This window comes from Sphaerotilus sp. (assembly GCF_031429695.1).
GTDB lineage: Bacteria > Pseudomonadota > Gammaproteobacteria > Burkholderiales > Burkholderiaceae_C > Sphaerotilus.
Genome location: NZ_JANPAB010000009.1, coordinates 110,284 through 129,798, shown reverse-complemented (window position 1 = coordinate 129,798; position 19,515 = coordinate 110,284). Strand labels below are relative to the sequence as shown.

The following is a 19,515-nucleotide window of genomic DNA, read 5'->3' as shown; positions in this document are numbered from 1 at the left end:
AGTGGGCACTCGACTTGGAGCATTGCCATGCAAACCACCCCTGCACGTTCACCCGCCAACCGCACCGAAAAACTCGATCTCCGGCTGACACCCGCCGCCAAGCAGACCCTCGCCGCCGCCGCCGCCGCGGACCGCCGTTCGGTCAGCGAATTCGTGCTGGACAGTGCGCTGGCGCGGGCCGATGACATGCTGGCCCAGCGGCGTCACTTCGGACTTTCCGCTCAACAGTGGGAGGAGTTCCTGGTCGCCCTGGACGCTGCACCGCGTGCATTGCCGGCCGTGGCGGACTTGTTCAGCCAGCCCAGTGTTTTCGAGGCCCCCGACAACGACACGGGTTCCGCAGCGTGACGCACCTGCGCATCGAGAAACTGTCGCGCCGACATGCCGTGGAAGCGTTCGACTGTGGAGAACCTGCGCTCAACCGGTACCTGAGCCGTTTCGCAGCAGCCAACCAAGCGGCAAATGCCGCCCAGACTTATGTCGGCCTCGCGGATGATCGGGTGATCGGCTTCCATACGCTGGTCGTCAGTGAAGTGCGATACGAAGACGCCCCGGATCGGCTGAGCAAAGGCTTGGCACGACACCCGCTGCCGCTGATGCTGCTGGCACGATTGGGCGTCCACCGGGATTGGCAGGGCCAAGGCATCGGCGCCGGATTGCTCAAGGATGCGATGCGCCGCACCGTGCAGGCGGCCGACATTGCCGGTATTCGTGCGCTGGCGGTCCACGCGAAGGATGAAGCAGCGCGGTCGTTCTACCAGCGATTCGATTTCATGGATTCACCGACCGATGCGATGCATCTGTTCGTGCTGGTGAAGGATTTGCGGCAGTACGTGTGAGCGCGCTTCAACACGCCAAAGAAAAACCGCCCGAAGGCGGTTTTCAACATCCGAGGCGAGCAAGGGAATCAACGCGGCAGCGTCGTCGCCCCCATCAGGAACTCATCCACCGCCCGCGCTGCCTGCCGACCTTCGCGGATCGCCCAGACCACCAGCGACTGGCCGCGGCGCATGTCCCCCGCTGCGAACACCTTGGCCACGTTGGTCTTGTAACCCCCGTCTTCCTCGGTCGTCGCCTTGGCATTGCCACGGGCATCCTTGCCCACGCCAAATGCGTCCAGCACCGTCGCCACCGGGTTCACGAAGCCCATCGCCAGCAGCACGAGGTCGGCCTTGTATTCCTTCTCGGTGCCGGGAATCTCGACCATCTTGCCGTCCTTGAACTCGATGTGGACGGTCTTCAGCCCGACGACCTTGCCGTCCTTGCCGATGAATTCCTTGGTCGAGATCGCGAACTCGCGCACGCAGCCTTCCTCGTGGCTCGACGAGGTGCGCAGCTTCATCGGCCAGTACGGCCAGACCAGCGGCTTGTTTTCCTGCTCGGGCGGCTGCGGCATCACCTCGAACTGCGTGACGCTGGCGGCGCCATGGCGGTTGCTGGTGCCCACGCAGTCGCTGCCGGTGTCGCCGCCACCGATGACGATGACGTGCTTGCCGTCGGCGCGGATCGGGTCTTTCACCTTGCCACCGTGGTTGACCTTGTTCTGCTGCGGCAGGAGTTCCATCGCGAAATGGACCCCCGACAACTCGCGCCCCGGCACCGGCAGGTCACGCGACTGCTCGGAGCCGCCGGTCAGCAGCACCGCGTCGAAGTCGGCCTTGAGCTGCGCCGGGCTGATGGTTTCCTTGGCCCAGTTGGTGATCCTGGAGCCCTTGGGCAGCTCGCCGACCATCACGTTGTTGCGGAAGACCACCCCCTCGGCCTCCATCTGCTGGACGCGGCGGTCGATGTGCGTCTTCTCCATCTTGAAGTCGGGGATGCCGTAGCGCAGCAGGCCGCCCGGACGGTCGTTCTTCTCGAACAGCGTCACGTCGTGGCCGGCGCGGGCCAGTTGCTGCGCTGCGGCCATGCCGGCCGGGCCGGAGCCGACGACCGCGACCTTCCTGCCTGTCTTCACCTTGGGCAGTTGCGGCACGACCCAGCCTTCGTCCCAGGCGCGGTCGATGATCGCGTGCTCGATCGACTTGATGCCCACGGCGTCGCCGTTGACGTTGACCACGCAGGCGGCCTCGCACGGCGCCGGGCAGATCCGGCCGGTGAACTCGGGGAAGTTGTTGGTCGAGTGCAGGACCGTGACCGCGTTCTTCCAGTCGCCCTGGAAGACCAGGTCGTTGAAGTCCGGGATGATGTTGTTGACCGGGCAGCCGTTGGTGCAGAACGGCGTGCCGCAGTCCATGCAGCGGGCAGCCTGGACCTTGGACTCGTCGGCCTTCAGACCGATGACGAATTCCTTGTAGTTCTTCAGGCGTTTTTCGACCGGTTCGTAGCCCTCTTCGAGGCGCTCGAATTCCAGAAAACCAGTGACCTTACCCATGGTGCGTTGACTCTCGCAAATGTTCGGTTCGTCGGATGACGGGGCTGAGGCTTACTTGGCCGGAACGGCGTGCGCCGTCTTGCCGTCACCCTTGGTCTCGCCCTTGGCCTTCGCGATGGTCGCGTCGGCCGCCTTGGTGGCGTTGATCTCGCCGAGGGCGCGCTTGTACTCGTGCGGGAACACCTTGACGAACTTGGTGCGGGCTTCGCTCCAGTTGTCGAGGATGTCGCGGGCACGCAGCGAGCCGGTCCAGCGGTGGTGGTCGTCGATCAGCTTCTTGAGCAGCGCCTCGTCGGTCTGCCCGTGGTGCCAGATCGCCAGGTCCATCGTCTTTTCCTGCTCTGCGGCCGGCAGCACCTTGTCGAGTGCGACCTGGGCCGTGTTGCAGCGCGAGGCGAAGCTGCCATCCACGTCGTAGACATAGGCCATGCCGCCGGACATGCCGGCCGCGAAGTTGCGCCCCGTCTGACCGAGCACGACCGCAGTACCGCCGGTCATGTATTCGCAGCCGTGGTCGCCCGTGCCTTCGACGACGGTCGTCGCGCCCGACAAACGCACCGCGAATCGCTCACCCGCCACACCGCGGAAGAAGGCTTCCCCGCTGGTGGCGCCGAACAGCGCCGTGTTGCCGATGATGATGTTCTTCGACGCATCGCCGCGGAACTCGATCGACGGCCGCACCACGATGCGCCCGCCCGACATCCCCTTGCCGGTGTAGTCGTTGGCTTCGCCGATCAGGTAGAAGGTGATGCCGCTGGCCAGGAAGGCGCCGAAGCTCTGGCCGCCCGTACCCTCCATCTGCACGAAGATCGACTCGTCGGCCAGACCGTCCGGGTGGTGCTTGATCAGCTCGCCCGACAGCATCGCGCCGACCGAGCGGTTGACGTTGCGCACGTCCTCCATGAACTGGACTTTCTCGCCCTTCTCGATCGCAGCCTTCGCCTTGGCGATCAGCTTGTGGTCGAGCGCCTTTTCCAGACCGTGGTCCTGCGTGGACACATGCAGGCGCGGCACGTCGGCCGGCACCGCGGGCTGGAAGAACACCTTGCTGAAGTCCAGCCCCTTGGCCTTCCAGTGGCTGACGGCCTTCTTCGTGTCGAGCAGGTCCGAGCGGCCGATCAGGTCGTCGAACTTGCGGATGCCGAGCTGCGCCATGAGCTGACGCGCTTCCTCGGCGATGAAGAAGAAGAAGTTGACGACGTGCTCGGGCTTGCCGGTGAACTTCTTGCGCAGCACCGGATCCTGCGTCGCCACGCCCACCGGGCAGGTGTTCAGGTGGCACTTGCGCATCATGATGCAGCCCTCGACCACCAGCGGCGCGGTCGCGAAGCCAAACTCGTCAGCGCCCAGCAGCGCGCCGATCACGACATCGCGGCCGGTCTTCATCTGGCCATCGGCCTGCACGCGGACACGGCCGCGCAGGCGGTTGAGCACCAGCGTCTGCTGCGTTTCGGCCAGACCGAGTTCCCACGGCGTGCCGGCGTGCTTGATCGACGACCAGGGCGAGGCGCCCGTGCCGCCGTCATGGCCCGCGATCACGATGTGGTCGGCCTTGCACTTGGTGACACCGGCAGCGATGGTGCCGACACCGACTTCCGAGACCAGCTTGACGCTGACCGAGGCGACCGGATTGACGTTCTTCAGGTCGTGGATGAGCTGCGCCAGATCCTCGATCGAGTAGATGTCGTGGTGCGGCGGCGGCGAGATCAGGCCCACGCCGGGGACCGAATGCCGCAGCTTGCCGATGTACTCGGACACCTTGCCGCCCGGGAGCTGACCGCCCTCGCCCGGCTTGGCGCCTTGCGCCATCTTGATCTGGATCTGATCGGCGGACACGAGGTACTCGGTCGTGACACCGAAGCGGCCCGAGGCGACCTGCTTGATCTTCGAGCGCAGGCTGTCGCCGGCCTTCATGGCGTAGTCGGACTCGATGACCTTGGCGCCGATCACGTCCGACACCTTGGTGCCATCGACGATCTGGATGCCCTTCAGCTCGTTGCGGTAACGCGCCGGGTCTTCGCCGCCTTCGCCCGTGTTGGACTTGCCGCCGATGCGGTTCATCGCCAGCGCCAGCGTGCTGTGCGCTTCAGTCGAGATCGAACCCAGCGACATCGCGCCCGTGGCGAACCGCTTGACGATCTCGGCAGCCGGCTCGACCTCCTCCACCGGGATCGCCTTGGTCGGATCACACTTGAACTCGAACAGGCCGCGCAGCGTCAGGTGGCGCTTGTTCTGGTTGTTGATGATCTGGGCGTATTCCTTGTAGGTGTCGAACTTGCCCGAGCGCGTGCTGTGCTGCAGCTTGGCGATGGCATCCGGCGTCCACATGTGCTCTTCGCCGCGGGCGCGCCAGGCGTACTCGCCGCCGGCATCCAGCATCGACGCCAGCACGGGGTCATCCCCGAAGGCGGCGACGTGGTTGCGGATCGCTTCTTCGGCGACCTGGAACACGCCGATGCCTTCGACCTGCGTGGGCGTGCCACGGAAGTACTTGGCGATCAGGTCGCGGTTCAGACCGATCGCCTCGAACAACTGCGAGCCGCAGTAGGACATGTAGGTGGACACGCCCATCTTCGACATGATCTTCGACAGACCCTTGCCGATGGCCTTGACGTAGTTGTAGACCGCCTTGTCGGCCGACAGGCTGCCCGGCAGCGTCTTGTGCAGATCGACCAGCGTTTCCATCGCCAGGTACGGATGCACCGCTTCGGCGCCATAACCAGCCAGCACGGCGAAGTGGTGGACTTCGCGCGCCGAGGCGGTCTCGACCACCAGACCGGCGGTCGTGCGCAGGCCTTCACGCACCAGATGGTGGTGGATGGCCGACAGCGCCAGCAGCGCCGGGATCGCGACGTGCGTGGCATCCATCGCCCGGTCGGTGATGATCAGGATGTTCGAGCCACCCTTGATCGCATCCACGGCTTCCGCGCACAGCGACGCCAGCTTGGCCTCGACGCCTTCATGGCCCCACGCCAGCGGGTAGGTGATGTCGAGCGCATAGCTCTTGAACTTGCCCCCCGTGTGCTTCTCGATGCCACGCAGGCGCGCCATGTCGGCGAAGTCCAGCACCGGCTGCGCCACTTCGAGCCGCATCGGCGGGTTGACCGCGTTGATGTCGAGCAGGTTGGGCTTCGGGCCGATGAACGAGTTCAGCGACATCACGATGGCTTCGCGGATCGGGTCGATCGGCGGATTCGTGACCTGGGCGAAAAGCTGCTTGAAGTAGTTGTAGAGCGGCTTGTTCTTGTCGCTCAGCACGGCCAGCGGGCTGTCGTTCCCCATCGAGCCGATGCCTTCTTCACCGTTGGCGGCCATCGGGGCCATCAGGAACTTGATGTCTTCCTGGGTGTAGCCAAACGCCTGCTGGCGGTCCAGCAGCGACTCGGTGGCCGCAGCGACCGGCGCAGCGTCAGCCGGGATCGAGTCGAGCTTGATGCGCACGTTCTCGATCCACTGGCGGTACGGCTTGGCCGAAGCGAACTGGTTCTTCAGCTCCTCGTCATCGACGATGCGGCCCTGCTCGAAGTCGATCAGGAACATCTTGCCCGGCTGCAGGCGCCACTTCTTGATGACCTTGTTCTCGGGGATCATCGGCAGCACGCCGGCTTCCGAGGCCATCACGACGAGGTCGTCGTCGGTGACGATGTAGCGCGCCGGGCGCAGGCCGTTGCGGTCGAGCGTGGCGCCAATCTGCTTGCCGTCGGTGAAGACCATCGCGGCCGGGCCGTCCCACGGCTCGATCATCGCGGCGTGGTACTCGTAGAAGGCCCGACGGCGCTCGTCCATCGTCGTGTGCTGCTCCCAGGCTTCCGGGATCATCATCATCGCGGCGTGGGCGAGCGAGTAGCCCGACATCGTCAGCAGTTCGAGCGCGTTGTCGAAGGTGGCCGTATCCGACTGGCCTTCGAAGCTGATCGGGTAGAGCTTCTTCAGGTCATCGCCCAGCACCGGCGACTTCATGACGCCTTCGCGGGCGCGCATCCAGTTGAAGTTGCCCTTGACGGTGTTGATCTCGCCGTTGTGCGCGACCATCCGGTACGGGTGCGCCAGCGGCCACTCGGGGAAGGTGTTGGTCGAGAAGCGTTGATGCACCAGCGCGAGCGCCGAGGTGCAGGCGGGGTTCTGCAGGTCGAGGTAGTACTTGCCCACCTGGTCGGCCAGCAGCAGGCCCTTGTAGATGATGGTGCGGCACGACATGCTGGGCACGTAGTACTCGCGGCTGTGCGTGAGCTTCAGGCGCTGGATCGCGGCCGAGGCGGTCTTGCGGATCACGTACAGCTTGCGCTCCAGCGCGTCCGGCACGATCACGTCGGCGCCGCGGCCGATGAAGACCTGGCGGATGATCGGCTCGGTCTTGCGGACGGTCGGCGACATCGGCATGGCCGCGTCCACCGGCACGTCGCGCCAGCCCAGCAGCACCTGGCCTTCGGCCTTGATCGCGCGCTCGACCTCCTGCTCGCAGGCCAGACGCGAGGCGTGTTCCTTCGGCAGGAAGATCATGCCCACGCCGTATTCGCCCGGCGGGGGCAGCTTGACGCCCTGCGCGGCCATCTCGGCGCGGAAGAACTCGTCCGGGATCTGGATCAGGATGCCCGCGCCGTCGCCCATCAGCGCGTCGGCGCCGACAGCGCCACGGTGGTCGAGGTTTTCGAGGATCTTCAGACCCTGCTCGACGATGGAGTGCGCCTTCTGGCCCTTGATGTGCGCGACAAAGCCGACGCCGCACGCATCGTGCTCATTGGCCGGGTCGTACAACCCGCCAGCGGCGAGGGCTTGGATCTCTTCGGGGGACGGATGTCCCGAGGCAGCCTGGTTCATGGCGCACTCCTGCGTATGGCGATGGAAAACCGTGCAAATTTACTGCACTGCAGCGAACCCCTCAAGTAAAACTAAAAGGGGTCAGACTCGCTTAAATGCAGATCGGCAAATCCGCGACATTTAAATGGGGACACAACAAACAGTTCCCCAGGCCCACGCCGTCAAACGTCGGCCGACACGCCCTGACGTGGTGCGCGTGCTGGACGGCCCCGCGGGCGTGGCGCCATGGGGCGCTCGGTGGCGGCGCCAAGGCTCGCAAGAAACGCACCAGACCCCAGTGCCCAGCCCTTGAGCGCGCTGTCGGTGTGGGCCTGGATCTCGTCACCGGAGAGCGGCTCGTCGAGCAGGCGCCGCCATGCCATCTCGCGCTCGAACGGCGTATTGCCGGTGGCCCAGTAGAGGGCGTGGTCCGTGAGCAGGGGGTCGCGGCGCTTGCCGAGGTGGTGCGGCGCGCTCGACCACGGGTAGTCGGTCGCGGCGGTGGGCGGGATGAGGCGCTGCGGGTTCTGCTCGATGTAGCGCATGCAGGTCAGCACATGCGGCCCGCTCTCCAGCACCGTGGCGCGGAAGCGGCCATCCCAGAGCGTGCCGACCCGGCCATGGCGGCGGTTGAACGCACTGACATAGCGCCGGCCGATGGCCTGCAGCATCTTGCTGAGCGCTTCGGCCGTCGGGGGCGTGACGAGCAGGTGGACGTGGTCGTCCATCAGCACATAGGCATGCACGGCCACACGCTGCAGCGCCGCCGCCTCGCGGAGCGCCGTCAGGTAGGTGCTGCGGTCATGGTCATCGAGGAAGACCGCCTGGCGGTTGTGGCCGCGCTGGATCACGTGGTGGACAAGGCCGGCAATGGCAAGGCGGGGCAGTCGGGCCATGGGCGAACAGGGCAGAAGCGGTGCAGGGGCGCGGGGGGCATTGTCAGCGCCGGACGGCTGCGCTGTCGATGGTTCAGAATGCACATTCTCCTTCGACTTGTTCGTTTTGGTACCACCCGGAGTCCACTGCCCATGAAAGCCGCCAACGTTCTCGCCACGATCGGCAACACCCCGCACATCCGCATCAACCGCCTGTTCGGCCCGGGCGCCGAGGTCTGGATCAAGTCCGAGCGCAGCAACCCCGGTGGCTCGATCAAGGACCGCATCGCGCTGGCGATGATCGAGGACGCAGAGGCCAGCGGCGCCCTGCAGCCCGGCGGCACCATCGTCGAGCCGACCTCCGGCAACACCGGTGTCGGGCTGGCCATGGTGGCGGCCGTCAAGGGCTATCCGCTGGTGCTGGTGATGCCCGAGAGCATGAGCATCGAGCGCCGCCGCCTGATGCTGGCGTATGGCGCCAAGTTCGTGCTGACGCCGCGCGAGAAGGGCATGAAGGGCGCGATCGCGAAGGCGGAGGAACTGGTCGCCGCGACGCCGGGCGCCTGGATGCCGCAGCAGTTCGAGAATCCGGCCAACATCGCAGTCCACGTGCGCACGACAGCCGAGGAAATCTTCGCCGACTTTCCCGACGGGCTGGACGCGCTGATCACCGGCGTGGGCACCGGCGGCCACCTGACCGGCTGCGCGCAGGTGCTGAAGGCCCGCTGGCCGAACCTGAAGGTCTACGCCGTCGAGCCGACCGCCTCCCCGGTCATCAGCGGCGGCTCGCCTGCACCGCATCCGATCCAGGGCATCGGCGCCGGCTTCATTCCGAAGAACCTGCACACCGATTTGCTCGACGGGGTGGTCCTGGTGGACGCCGAAGCCGCCCGCGAGATGGCGCGCCGCAGCGCCCGCGAGGAGGGCCTGCTGGTGGGCATTTCCAGTGGTGCGACGCTGGCCGCGATTGCCCAGAAGCTGCCGGAACTGCCCGCCGGCGCCCGCGTGCTCGGCTTCAACTACGACACCGGCGAGCGTTACCTGTCGATCGAGGGCTTCCTGCCCACCGAAGGCTGATCGAACAGCCGCCGCCCCGTGAGCCGCTCGTGCTCGCGGATGGCGAAGCGGTCGGTCATGCCGGCGATGTAGTCGGACACCGCCCGGTGCGGCAAGGGGGACGCGGCATAGTCGGCCGGCATCTCCTGCGGCCGGTCGATGTAGAGGGCAAACAGCTCGCGCACGACCTGCTGCGCCCGGTCGGTGGTGTCCATCACCTGCGGATGGCGGTAGAGCTGCTGCAGCAGGAAGCGCTTGAGCGCCGTGCTCGCCTCGCGCATCGCAGGGCTGAACGCCACCAGCGGCGGCAGCTGGCGCACGGCATCGGCGCTGTCCGGCGCATGCCTGGCCAGCGCCGCCCGCGTCGTGTCGATCACGTCATAGACCTGCGCCGACAGCATGCGCCGCAAGGTCTCGGACAGGAGACGGCGCTTCTTCATCTGCGCCAGTTCGGGGTACTCGGCCAGCGCCTCGTCGCGGAAGCGCGCCACCAGCGGCAGCGCACACACCTGCTCGAAGTCGATCAGCCCGGAGCGCACGCCGTCGTCGACGTCGTGCGCGTTGTAGGCGATCTCGTCGGCAAGGTTGGCGAGTTGCGCTTCCAGTGACGGCTGCGTGCCGTCCAGGAAGCGCCGCCCCACCCCACCGGGTTCGTGCGCGTCGATCCAGCGCGCCACCCGCTTCGCGCAGTGCTTGAGCACGCCCTCGCGGGTCTCGAAGGTCAGGTTCAGCCCATCGAAGGCGGGGTAGCGCTCTTCGAGCACGTCGATCACGCGCAGGCTCTGCAGGTTGTGCTCGAAACCGCCGTGGCCCTGCATGCAGGCGTGCAGCGCGTCCTGCCCGGCGTGGCCGAAAGGGGTATGGCCGAGGTCATGCGCCAGCGCGATGGCCTCGACCAGATCTTCATGCAGCCGCAGCGAACGGGCGATGGAGCGGCCGAGCTGCGCCACCTCCAGCGTGTGGGTCAGCCGGGTGCGGAACAGGTCGCCTTCATGGTTGAGAAAGACCTGCGTCTTGTAGACGAGGCGGCGGAACGCAGTGCTGTGGACGATGCGGTCGCGGTCACGCTGGTAGTCGTTGCGGGTGGGCGCCGGGGCTTCGGCGTGGCGGCGTCCGCGGCCCTGCGCCGGGTGACTGGCGAAGGGCGCGAGGTCGAGGCGCATCGAGATCGACTGCCGTACGCAGCGGCGCTCAGGCCGGCGGGCAATGCGCGGCCAGCACGGCGCGCACCAGCGCTTCGGGCGCCCCCTGCATGCGGGCGCTGCCGAGCCGGTCGATGACGACGAAGCGGATCTCGCCCGCCTCGGTCTTCTTGTCGACCTGCATCAAGGCCAGATAGCGGTCCGCGCCGAGCGCCGGGCCGACCACGGGCAGGCCGGCGCGCTTGCAGACCGTCTTCACGCGGGCGACGAACTCGGCCGGCACCAGCCCGAGCCGCGCCGACAGGTCCGCCGCCATCACCATGCCGCAGCCGACCGCCTCGCCGTGCAGCCACGCGCCATAGCCCAGTCCGGACTCGATCGCGTGGCCGAAGGTGTGGCCAAAGTTCAGGATCGCCCGCAGGCCGCTCTCGCGCTCGTCGCTGCCGACCACGGCGGCCTTGATCTCGCACGAGCGCTGCACGGCGTAGGCCAGGGCCACCTTGTCGCGCGCCATCAGCGCGGGCAGGTTCGCCTCGATCCAGTCGAGGAAGTCGGCATCGGCGATCGGGCCGTACTTGATGACCTCGGCCAGCCCGGCGGACAGCTCGCGCGGCGGCAGCGTGTCGAGCGTATCCAGATCGCAGATCACGCGCACCGGCTGGTAGAACGCGCCGATCATGTTCTTGCCGAGCGGGTGGTTGATGGCGGTCTTGCCACCGACCGAGGAATCGACCTGGGACAGCAGCGTCGTCGGCACCTGCACGAAGGGCACGCCGCGCATGTAGCAGGACGCGGCGAAGCCCGTCATGTCGCCGATGACGCCACCGCCCAGCGCGAACAGCACCGTCTTGCGGTCACACGCAGCGCCGAGCAGACCGTCATAGACCAGATTCAGCGTCGCCGAGTCCTTGAACGCCTCACCGTCGGGCAACTCGATCAGCAGCACACGCGGATAGTGCTTGGCCAGTGCGGCCCGCAGGCGGGTGGCGTAGAGCGGGCCGACGGTCGTGTTGGTGACGATCACCGCGGTGGCGGCCTTGGGCAGGCCGGTCCAGCTTTCGTCGGCGTCGAGCAGGCCCGTGCCGATGCGGATGTCGTAGCTGCGGTCACCGAGGGCCACTGGCACGGTCTGGGTCGCGGCGGGGGTCGTGGTCGTCGTCATCGTGGGCTGCTTCGTTGGGCCGCGCCGGGTGTGGCGGCCTTGGGCGGACGGAACGCGGACACCACGCCCGCCAGTTCGAGCTGCATCAGGATCATGTTGACCAGCGTCGGCACGGACGGGCGGCCCGTCTCGATGATGAACTGCGCCGTCTCGCGGTAGAGCGGATCGCGGGTCTGGTAAAGGTCGCGCAACTTGCGCAGCGGATCGGCCACCTGCAGCAGCGGGCGCTGGGTGTCGTGGCGCAAGCGGCGGAACAGCTCTTCGGGCGAGGCACGCAGGTAGACCACGGTCGTCAGATCGCGCAGCACCTGGCGGTTGGCTTCACGCAGCACGGCGCCGCCGCCGGTGGCCAGCACCAATCCCCCGCGGTGCGCCAGATCGGCCAGCACCTCTTGTTCGATGTCGCGGAAAGCGGCTTCGCCTTCACGCTCGAAGAAGGCACGAATCGACATGCCGATGCGGCGTTCGATCTCGATGTCCGCATCGAAGAAGGGCATGCCGAGTGCGCTGGCCAGGTGCCGCCCGGCCGTGGACTTGCCGGCGCCGGGCATGGCGACGAGGCTGATGGTGGGTGTCGCGGGTCGCTGAGCACCGGCCCCGTCGTCCGGGGAAATGGAAAGGGAAAGGGCCACGCTCTTGGGGAGAAGTCGGTGATCGATCGCCCGCGCCGAAGCTGCCGGGGCGGGACGGTCGATCAGTCTACCTTGCGTGTGCGGGCGGGCGCTTACTGCAGGACGCCGATGTCGAACTTGTAGGACTGGCCGTTGGGCATCTTCACCGTCAGGTCGATGGGGCCGCCAGCTTCGAGCGGCTTGGTGCAGTCGTCCAGATTGGCCTGGATGCGGTGGAACGTGGGGCCGGTGAAGATGCCGGTCACGGGCGACAGGTCCACCTCGACCGTGCCGCCTTTGGCCTTGGTCGACAAGGTCAGCGCAGTGTTCGCAGGCACCGGGTTGCCGCCAAGCGCATCGGCCGCCGCGTTGGCGTCGCGCATGCAAAAGCGCGTGGACAGGCGGCAGGCACCGCTGCCGGTGAGCGACAGGGTCTGGACCGGCAATGCCGTGTTGCTGCACGTGCCGTCGCTGTTGACGGAGAACAGGCGCGGCGCACGCGAACTGTCAGACAAGGTGAACAGCCGCGAAACGCTGACATAAATGTCAGCATCCCACTTGCCATTGGGCGCCTTGCCCGTGAGGTACTCCCCCTGGGCCGCCATCAGGCCGTCCTCGTCCTTGTCCACGAAGATCGGCCCAGCATCGGTGAAGGTTTCCCCTTCCGTGTACTGGTTGTCCCCGTTCGCATCGACGAAGTTCTCCTCGCCGCGGGCATAGGCCACGACCGTGACGCGCCCGTTGGCCGGCCGGAAATTGCTGGTGACGAACTTGACATTGCAGACCGCCGAGACCGTCGTGCAAATGGCGGGGATCACGCTGGCGCCCTCGGCCACGAAATTGACCGCCGTGCCGTCTGGAACGGGGTTCCCGTAGCGATCGTTCAACTGGACCCGAATGTCGCTCTCGGTGCCATCCCGTGCCCAGCCGTCCGGGTTGTAGGCGGCAGCGGAGAAACTGATGCTGTTGCTGGTGGGCGGGCCGGCGCTGATCGCCAGAACGTTCGAGTAGGTGCTGAGGGTGGTGCCATCGTCGAGCGTCACCGAGGCCCGGACCCGCACCGGCGACGGGATCGCCTTCGCCGACACCGACACACGCGCAATGCCCGTGGCCAGCGTCTTGTTCGACACAGCCGACAGACTGGCGACGTTGGCGTTGTCGAGCGAAAAGTAGACGTCCCGGTTGGCAATCGGCTTGTCGGACTGGTCCTTCAGGATGAACTGGATCTCCGCCGTCTGCACACAGCCGCTGCCTGCCAGGCAGATCTTGGTCGGGCTGGCAGCGAGGAATTCCAGCGCCTGGATGACGGGAGCGGTCACGGCCAGATCGACCTGCTTGCGCTCACTGGTGCCAGTGATGGCGGCACTGACACGGTCCGTGCCAGCGCAGGCGTTGTCCTGGTAGGTGGTCGAAGCGGTGGGGCCGGTCACGGTGATCGACGCCGGAGACAGAATGGCCTTGCCCGCGCTGACACAGGTGGACGAGAAGTTGACCGTCACGGGCGAGGACGACGACGCACCCGTCACGTTGACCGTGACTACAGACGAACCGTAGGCACTGACGCTGGCGGGGCTGGCTGTCGCTGCAGTCAAGGCCACGTTCACCGCCGACACGGTGAAGGTCGAGCGCGTGGTCAGCGTGGAGGTGGTGGAAACATCGGCGGCGGCCGAGATGTAATCTGCACCGAGCGCGCCCACCACTGGCTGCAGCGTGGCCGATGCATTGCCCTGCGCATCGGTGCTGACCCGGACGGGTGACACGGTGGCCGCTCCGTTGGCCACCGTGAAGGTCACCAGTGTGTTGCTCACCGGCGCGCCATTCGCATCCTTGACCAGCGCCGTCACGGTGCCTGGAGTGGAGGCGCTGATCGTGGTACTCGACAGTGACAGCACCACCGTGCCGGCTGAATTGGTCGACACCGCGCCGGTGGTCGAGGTGGTTGCCGTGGTTCCAGTGGTGGTCGTGCTGGTGCAACTCGTGGCAAAGACACTGCACCCCGCATCGCTGCCACCGCCGCCACACGCGCTCAAGGCCGCAGCCAGTGCCAGTCCCCCGACACGCCAGATCATCTTGTTCATTGCCATCACTTCGGTTGGGTCCAGGTTCAGCGGGCCGCTGCGTTGCGGTCCGTGATCACCTTGGGGGTCAGGAACACCAGCAACTCGGTCTTGTGCGAGGCCCGAGTCTTGTTCCGGAACAGCGCACCCAGATACGGGATATCGCCCAGGAGGGGCACCTTGTTCACCGATTCGGTCTCGCTGATCTCGAAGATGCCGCCGATCACCACCGTGCCGCCGTTCTCGACCAGCACCTGCGTCTTCACGTGCTTGGTGTTGATGGCGTAGCCCGCGGCGGTCTGCTGGCCGACGCTGTCCTTGTTGACATCGACGTCGAGGATGATGCTGCCCTCGGGCGTGATCTGCGGGATCACTTCGAGCTTGAGGTTGGCCTTGCGGAACTGGATCGCCGTCGCGCCGCTGGAGGTGGCGGTCTGGTAGGGCAGCTCGGTGCCCTGCTCGATCAGCGCCTTGACCTGGTCCGCCGTGATGACGCGCGGGCTGGACACCAGCTTGCCGCGGCCCTCGGCTTCGAGCGCCGAGAGTTCGAGGTTCAGGAACCGGTTCGACGCGGCGCCGAACAGCGACAGCGCGAAGGTCGCCGCGCTCGCGCCGCCCAGCGTGCTGGTGTTGGCCGGCAGGTTGACGAACTGCGTGTTGGCATAGTCGCCATTGGCCGACTGCGAGGTCTGGTAGCCGATGCCGCCGTAGGTGCCACCCACCGTGACATTGCCCAGCCCGAGGTTCACACCCGGCACACCACCCCGCACGCCGCGCAAGTCGTTCGCGCCGAGCTTCACGCCCAGCGAACGCCCGAAGGTGTCCTCGGCCTCGACGATGCGCGCCTCGATCATCACCTGGCGCACCGGGATGTCGATCTTGGTGATCATCTGGCCGATCTCTTCGAGCTTGCCCGGGATGTCGGTCACGAAGAGCTGGTTGGTGCGCATCTCCGAGATGACGCTGCCCCGGTTGGACAGCAGCCGCGTGGCGTTGGTCGTGGTGCCACTGCCGCCGGTGCCCTGCTGGCCGACGAGGCCCTTGGCGACGTCCTCGGCCTTGGTGTAGTTGAGCTGGAAGGACTGCGTGCGCAGCGGCTCCAGTGCAGCCACCTGGGCCTTCGACTCCAGCTCGGCCTTGTCCTTGGCGGACAGTTCTTCCTTGGGCGCCACCCACAGCACGTTGCCCGACTTCTTCACGCCCAGCCCCTTGGCCTGCATGATGATGTCGAGCGCCTGGTCCCAGGGCACGTCCTTCAGGCGCAACGTCACGTTGCCGGTGACGGTGTCGCTGGTGACGATGTTGAAGTTGGTGAAGTCGGCGATGACCTGCAGCAGCGCACGCACCTCGATGCTCTGGAAGTTCAGCGAGAGCTTGTCGCCCGCGTAGCTCACGCCCTGGGTGAGCTTCTGCGGATCGACCTTGACGGGGCGCACCTCCAGCACGAACTGGTTGTCGGTCTGGTAGGCGCTGTGCTCCCAGTGGCCGCGCGGCTCGATGACCATGCGCACCCGGTCGCCGACCTGCGTGGTGGTGACCGCCTGCACGGGCGTGCCGAAGTCGGTCACGTCCAGCCGGCGACGCAGGCCTTCCGAGGCGGACGAGCGCAGGAACTCGACAATCAGGTTCTGCCCTTGCTGGCGGATGTCCACCCCGACCTGGTTGCTCGGCAGATCGACGACCACACGGCCGGCGCCGTCCTTGCCGCGGCGGAAATCGATGTCGCGCAGGCGCTCGGGCTGGGTGTTCTGCGGGTCGGCGAAGTGCACCGACTCGGCGGCGGCCGATCCCGCCACGGCGTTGGGTGTCGCGGCAACCCCACCGACCGACACAGGGTCCAGCGTGATGACCAGCGTCTTGCCGTCGATCTCGGCGCGGTAGCGGGTGGACTGCTTCAGGTTCAGCACCAGCCGGGTGCGGTCACTGCCCTGGGCCAGCGCCAGCGAACGCAGGTTGCCCTGGTTGATCTCCTGGGTGGCGTGGCCCGTGGCGTTGCGCACGCCCGGCAGATCCAGCGCCACGCGGGCGGGTGACTGGAGCGCAAAGCCCTTCGGCACGGCAGTCAGCGGTTCGCTGAACTCCAGGCGAATGACCTCGCTGCCCCCTTGCAGCCCGTTGCTGATGGACTGGATGGCGTTCTGCGCGAAGCCGATCACCGGCGCCGCCGCCAGCACGGCCAGCGCGGCCAGGCGAACACTCCAGCGGTCCGTGGACGCAATCTTCTCGGTGGTCTTCATCGCTTCTCCTGGGCCCGCTCCTGGAGGGCAAGCGTGCTGGTGCGCTCGATCCACTCTCCAATCGCGTCCTGCACGATTTCGCGCAAGGCAATTTCGGTTTCCGTGATGCGGGTGACACGGCCATAGTTCTGGCCCATGTAGTCACCCACCTTGACTTGGTACAGCAGGTTATCCGCCCGCAGCAACGCATAGGTTCTGCCGCTGCGCACCAGACTGCCCACCATGTTCAGCGAGTCGAGCGGATAGGCTTCCAGCGGCTCGCGCCGGCGGTTCATCTCGGGCGACAGCAGCGAGTTCGGCTGGCGGCTCTCCTGCTTGATCGCCACCTGCAGTTTCTGGATGCTGAACGGCTCGACCGCCGTACTGGCCAGATAGGGCTGCGGATCGAACTTGCGCGGTGGCACCAGCGGCGACACACGCGGCTTGGCGTCGCGGCGCTGCTCGTCCATCCACGCCTGCAATTCCTCGTGCGGATCGGAACAGGCCGTCAGCGTCAACGCGGCAGTCCAGACCAGCGCGACGGCGGCCATGGCCCTCAAGGTGCGGGAATCGGCACTCATTTGCCACCTCCGGCGGCCTTGGCCTCCTTGGCCGCCTTGGCCTGGGCCTGGCGGCGTTCCTCGACTTCGGTCGGGTCCAGGTAGCGGTAGGTCCGCGCCGTGGCCTCCATCGCCAGCAGGCCGGTGCCGCTGGGCACCGACTGGCCCTGCGCCAGACCCGGCATCGTGATGACGAGGTTGTGCAGCGTCACGATGCGCGACAAGTTGGCCACGTCGGACGCGAACGAGCCGATGTCGTGGTACTTGCCGCTGACACGCAGTGCGATCGGCAGCTCGGCGTAGTAGTCCTTGATCACCACCTGGCCGGGCCGGAACAGCTCGAACTGCAGCCCGCGCCCCACGCCGGCCTGGTTGATGTCGGACAGCAGGGCATCCATCTCGGCCTTGCCGGGAAGCTGCCGCTCCAGTTGCGTCACGTACTCCTGCACCTGCAGCTTCTGCTTGCGCAGTTCATCCAGGTTGATCGCCTGCGCGAGCTTGGTGCGGTACTCGGTCTTGAGGGTCAGCTCCTTGGCGGCCTCGTCTTCCAGCGCCTGCACCTCGTCGGCCACCACACCGAACCAGGCCAGCACCACGACGACCACCGTGGTCACCAGCCAGGTGGCCAGCTTGGGCAGCAGCGGCCACTGGCCGGGCTGCTGCGGGTTGAGGTTCCGGAACTGCGACTGGACGTTGTCGATCAGCGTGTCGAATTCGATGTTCATCGGGGGACGTGTCGTGTTGGCCATCACGCCTCCTTCACGAAGCCGGACCGGACGCGGCCGGCGGGGCCGACGCAGCGGCGGACGGCACACCCGAGGCGCCGGGCGCGGTGGGACGCGCAGCCTGCTCCTTGTCCTGCGGGCGCTTGAGCGTCAGGCGCACGGCGAATTCGAACAGGCGCTTCTGGTCACGCGCGGTGGTGACGGCAGCAGCCTTGATCTCGACCAGCTCCGGCCGCTCCAGCCACGGTGAGTGGTAGGCGGTATTGCGCAGGAATTCGGACACGCGCTCGTTGGTCTGCGCCACGCCGGTCACGGCCACGCCCTGCCCGTCCTGGCGGATCGCGGTCAGGTAGATGCCCTCGGGCACCTGCGCGGTCAGCTCGTTGAGCAGGTGCACGGGCATGTTGCGGTCGATCTGGAAATCCTCAACCACCTTCTGGCGCGCCTTCAGGGCCTCGATTTCGGACTTCAGCGAGGCGATGTCCTTGATCTGGCCTTCCAGTCGGCGGATCTCCACCTGCAGGAATTCGTTGCGGGAACGCTGTTCGCGCCGCATTTCACCCAGCACCAGGTACCAGGCACCCGCGATGAGCGCACCGGCCAGGATCGCCAGGCCGATGCCCAGGAAAAAGGCCTGCTTGCGGCGCCTGCGCTTCTCTTCCCGGTGCGGGAGGAGGTTGATCAGGATCATTGCAGGAATCTCCGCATCGCCAGGCCGCAGGCCGTGAGGTAGGACGGCGCCTCGCGGCGCAACTTGCTTTCCCGGACCGCGGAGCCGATTTTCATGCCTTCAAAGGGGTTGACCACCTGGGACGCGAAGCCGGTGAACTCGGTCACCCGCTCCTTCAGACCCGGCAGTGTGGCCGAGCCGCCGGAGAGCATCACGTAATGGACCTTGTGATGCGGCGTGCTCGTGAAGAAATACTGGAGCGCGCGGCCGATTTCCTGCGACAGGCTGTCGACAAAGGGCACCAGCAAGGTCGATTCGTAGTCCTCGGGCAGATCGCCGGCTGTCTTGCGGTTCTCGGCCTCCTCGAAGGACAAGCCGTACTGGCGTGCGATGAGCTGCGTGAGCTGCGCGCCCCCGAACGCCTGATCCCGGTCGTAGAGGATGTCCTCGTCGCGCAGCACCTTCAGACTGGTGGAGTCGGCGCCGATCTCGAACAGCGCCACCAGCGCGTCGCGGCCCTGGTTGGGCAGGTTGTCGATGACACGGCTCATCGCGAGCCGGGAGGCGTTGGACTCGATGTCGAGGATGACCGGCTTCAGCCCGGCCGCCTCGGCCAGGCCCTGGCGGTCCTGCACCCGGTCCTTGCGCGAGGCAGCGATCAGCACTTCCACGTCCCCGACCTGGTCCGAACTGGGTCCGATCACACAGAAATCCAGGCTCACCTCATCGAGCGAAAACGGAATGTACTGGTGGGCCTCGGCCTCGACCTGCATCTCCAGCTCTTCCTCGCGCAAGCCACCGGGCAACACGATCTTCTTGGTGATCACGGCCGACTGCGGCATGGCCATCGCCACGCTCTTGGTGCGCGAGCCGCTCTTGACGACCACGCGCTTGACGGCGTCAGCCACCTCATCGAACTTCTCGATCTGGCCTTCCGAGATCCAGCCCTTTTCGAAGATCTCACTGGCAAAGCGCTCGACGATGTACTCACCCGACGCGCTCTGGCTCAGCTCGACCAGCTTGACACCGGAAGAGCTGATATCGAGTCCGATCAGAGACGCATGTTTGCGGCCCAGAAGGATGTCAAGAAAGCTCACGCAGAATCCCCAAAGTCACGTTCATGGCCGTGTCGGACTGTTAATAAACCACTTCAATGCTAGCAACAAAGCCATTGAGGCACAAAGATTTTCCCGAATTTTGCATTGTCGCCGCGTTGTGCCCGCCAAGACGAGCGCAGTCCTCCATCCAAGCACAATACGACGCCCCGGAC

General features: G+C 66.4%; 15 protein-coding genes. 3 read left to right on the top strand and 12 right to left on the bottom strand.

Going from position 1 to position 19,515, the window contains the following annotated elements; genetic code table 11:
* Positions 1–27 precede the first annotated feature (27 nt).
* Entirely contained in the window at positions 28–348 is a 321-nt protein-coding gene (locus RMP06_RS02040; RefSeq protein ID WP_310460111.1) for a type II toxin-antitoxin system TacA family antitoxin, read from the top strand.
* Positions 345–839, top strand: a complete 495-nt coding sequence (locus RMP06_RS02035) for a GNAT family N-acetyltransferase (RefSeq protein WP_310460110.1) — start codon at positions 345–347, stop codon at positions 837–839. Before RMP06_RS02040 ends, RMP06_RS02035 begins: the two co-directional genes overlap by 4 nt.
* Positions 840–907: 68 nt before the next feature.
* Here the strand turns inward: RMP06_RS02035 and RMP06_RS02030 are convergent, their stop codons facing one another.
* From RMP06_RS02030 to RMP06_RS02020, 3 genes are all read right to left on the bottom strand, one after another.
* Positions 908–2,374, bottom strand: coding sequence for a glutamate synthase subunit beta (locus RMP06_RS02030; RefSeq protein WP_310460109.1), 1,467 nt, complete (start codon positions 2,372–2,374; stop codon positions 908–910).
* A gap of 51 nt (positions 2,375–2,425) precedes the next feature.
* Positions 2,426–7,192 carry a glutamate synthase-related protein gene (locus RMP06_RS02025; protein WP_310460108.1) on the bottom strand — a complete coding sequence of 1,589 codons (4,767 nt, stop codon included), beginning with the start codon at positions 7,190–7,192 and terminating at the stop codon, positions 2,426–2,428.
* Between the two features lie 161 nt (positions 7,193–7,353).
* Positions 7,354–8,067, bottom strand: coding sequence for a transposase (locus tag RMP06_RS02020; protein ID WP_310460107.1), 714 nt, complete (start codon positions 8,065–8,067; stop codon positions 7,354–7,356).
* A gap of 132 nt (positions 8,068–8,199) precedes the next feature.
* Between RMP06_RS02020 and cysK the strand changes: the two genes are divergently transcribed.
* Complete coding sequence (cysK, locus tag RMP06_RS02015) at positions 8,200–9,123, top strand: cysteine synthase A (RefSeq protein WP_310460106.1); 924 nt, start codon at positions 8,200–8,202, stop codon at positions 9,121–9,123.
* Here cysK and RMP06_RS02010 read toward each other — a convergent pair.
* From RMP06_RS02010 to RMP06_RS01970, 9 genes are all read right to left on the bottom strand, one after another.
* The gene (locus RMP06_RS02010) at positions 9,084–10,265 is read right to left on the bottom strand and encodes a deoxyguanosinetriphosphate triphosphohydrolase (RefSeq protein ID WP_310460105.1); all 1,182 of its coding nucleotides are present in this window, start codon (positions 10,263–10,265) and stop codon (positions 9,084–9,086) included. The genes cysK and RMP06_RS02010 overlap by 40 nt on opposite strands.
* A gap of 28 nt (positions 10,266–10,293) precedes the next feature.
* On the bottom strand, positions 10,294–11,406 hold the full coding sequence (gene aroB, locus RMP06_RS02005) for a 3-dehydroquinate synthase (RefSeq protein WP_310460104.1): 1,113 nt from the start codon (positions 11,404–11,406) through the stop codon (positions 10,294–10,296).
* Entirely contained in the window at positions 11,403–11,972 is a 570-nt protein-coding gene (locus tag RMP06_RS02000) for a shikimate kinase (RefSeq protein ID WP_409050076.1), read from the bottom strand. Before RMP06_RS02000 ends, aroB begins: the two co-directional genes overlap by 4 nt.
* Before the next feature lie 158 nt (positions 11,973–12,130).
* The gene (locus RMP06_RS01995) at positions 12,131–14,095 is read right to left on the bottom strand and encodes an Ig-like domain-containing protein (RefSeq protein WP_310460103.1); all 1,965 of its coding nucleotides are present in this window, start codon (positions 14,093–14,095) and stop codon (positions 12,131–12,133) included.
* Positions 14,096–14,121: 26 nt separating this feature from the next.
* Complete coding sequence (locus RMP06_RS01990; RefSeq protein ID WP_310460102.1) at positions 14,122–16,311, bottom strand: type IV pilus secretin PilQ; 2,190 nt, start codon at positions 16,309–16,311, stop codon at positions 14,122–14,124.
* A complete protein-coding gene (locus RMP06_RS01985; RefSeq protein WP_310460101.1) occupies positions 16,308–16,871 on the bottom strand; it encodes a pilus assembly protein PilP in 564 nt (187 codons plus the stop codon). Before RMP06_RS01985 ends, RMP06_RS01990 begins: the two co-directional genes overlap by 4 nt.
* A complete protein-coding gene (locus RMP06_RS01980; protein ID WP_310460100.1) occupies positions 16,868–17,599 on the bottom strand; it encodes a type IV pilus inner membrane component PilO in 732 nt (243 codons plus the stop codon). The genes RMP06_RS01985 and RMP06_RS01980 overlap by 4 nt, the downstream gene beginning before the upstream one ends.
* Positions 17,600–17,609: 10 nt before the next feature.
* Entirely contained in the window at positions 17,610–18,266 is a 657-nt protein-coding gene (locus RMP06_RS01975; RefSeq protein WP_310460099.1) for a PilN domain-containing protein, read from the bottom strand.
* Complete coding sequence (locus RMP06_RS01970) at positions 18,263–19,342, bottom strand: pilus assembly protein PilM (RefSeq protein WP_310460098.1); 1,080 nt, start codon at positions 19,340–19,342, stop codon at positions 18,263–18,265. Before RMP06_RS01970 ends, RMP06_RS01975 begins: the two co-directional genes overlap by 4 nt.
* Positions 19,343–19,515: the final 173 nt, after the last annotated feature.

Excerpts from the sequence above, each read along its gene's own strand:
- RMP06_RS02040 (WP_310460111.1), top strand. The coding sequence starts at position 28 with ATGCAAACCACCCCTGCACGTTCACCCGCCAACCGCACCGAAAAACTC.
- RMP06_RS02030 (WP_310460109.1), bottom strand. The coding sequence starts at position 2,374 with ATGGGTAAGGTCACTGGTTTTCTGGAATTCGAGCGCCTCGAAGAGGGC.
- RMP06_RS02025 (WP_310460108.1), bottom strand. The coding sequence starts at position 7,192 with ATGAACCAGGCTGCCTCGGGACATCCGTCCCCCGAAGAGATCCAAGCC.
- RMP06_RS02020 (WP_310460107.1), bottom strand. The coding sequence starts at position 8,067 with ATGGCCCGACTGCCCCGCCTTGCCATTGCCGGCCTTGTCCACCACGTG.
- cysK (WP_310460106.1), top strand. The coding sequence starts at position 8,200 with ATGAAAGCCGCCAACGTTCTCGCCACGATCGGCAACACCCCGCACATC.
- RMP06_RS02010 (WP_310460105.1), bottom strand. The coding sequence starts at position 10,265 with ATGCGCCTCGACCTCGCGCCCTTCGCCAGTCACCCGGCGCAGGGCCGC.
- aroB (WP_310460104.1), bottom strand. The coding sequence starts at position 11,406 with ATGACGACGACCACGACCCCCGCCGCGACCCAGACCGTGCCAGTGGCC.
- RMP06_RS01995 (WP_310460103.1), bottom strand. The coding sequence starts at position 14,095 with ATGAACAAGATGATCTGGCGTGTCGGGGGACTGGCACTGGCTGCGGCC.
- RMP06_RS01990 (WP_310460102.1), bottom strand. The coding sequence starts at position 16,311 with ATGAAGACCACCGAGAAGATTGCGTCCACGGACCGCTGGAGTGTTCGC.
- RMP06_RS01985 (WP_310460101.1), bottom strand. The coding sequence starts at position 16,871 with ATGAGTGCCGATTCCCGCACCTTGAGGGCCATGGCCGCCGTCGCGCTG.
- RMP06_RS01980 (WP_310460100.1), bottom strand. The coding sequence starts at position 17,599 with ATGGCCAACACGACACGTCCCCCGATGAACATCGAATTCGACACGCTG.
- RMP06_RS01975 (WP_310460099.1), bottom strand. The coding sequence starts at position 18,266 with ATGATCCTGATCAACCTCCTCCCGCACCGGGAAGAGAAGCGCAGGCGC.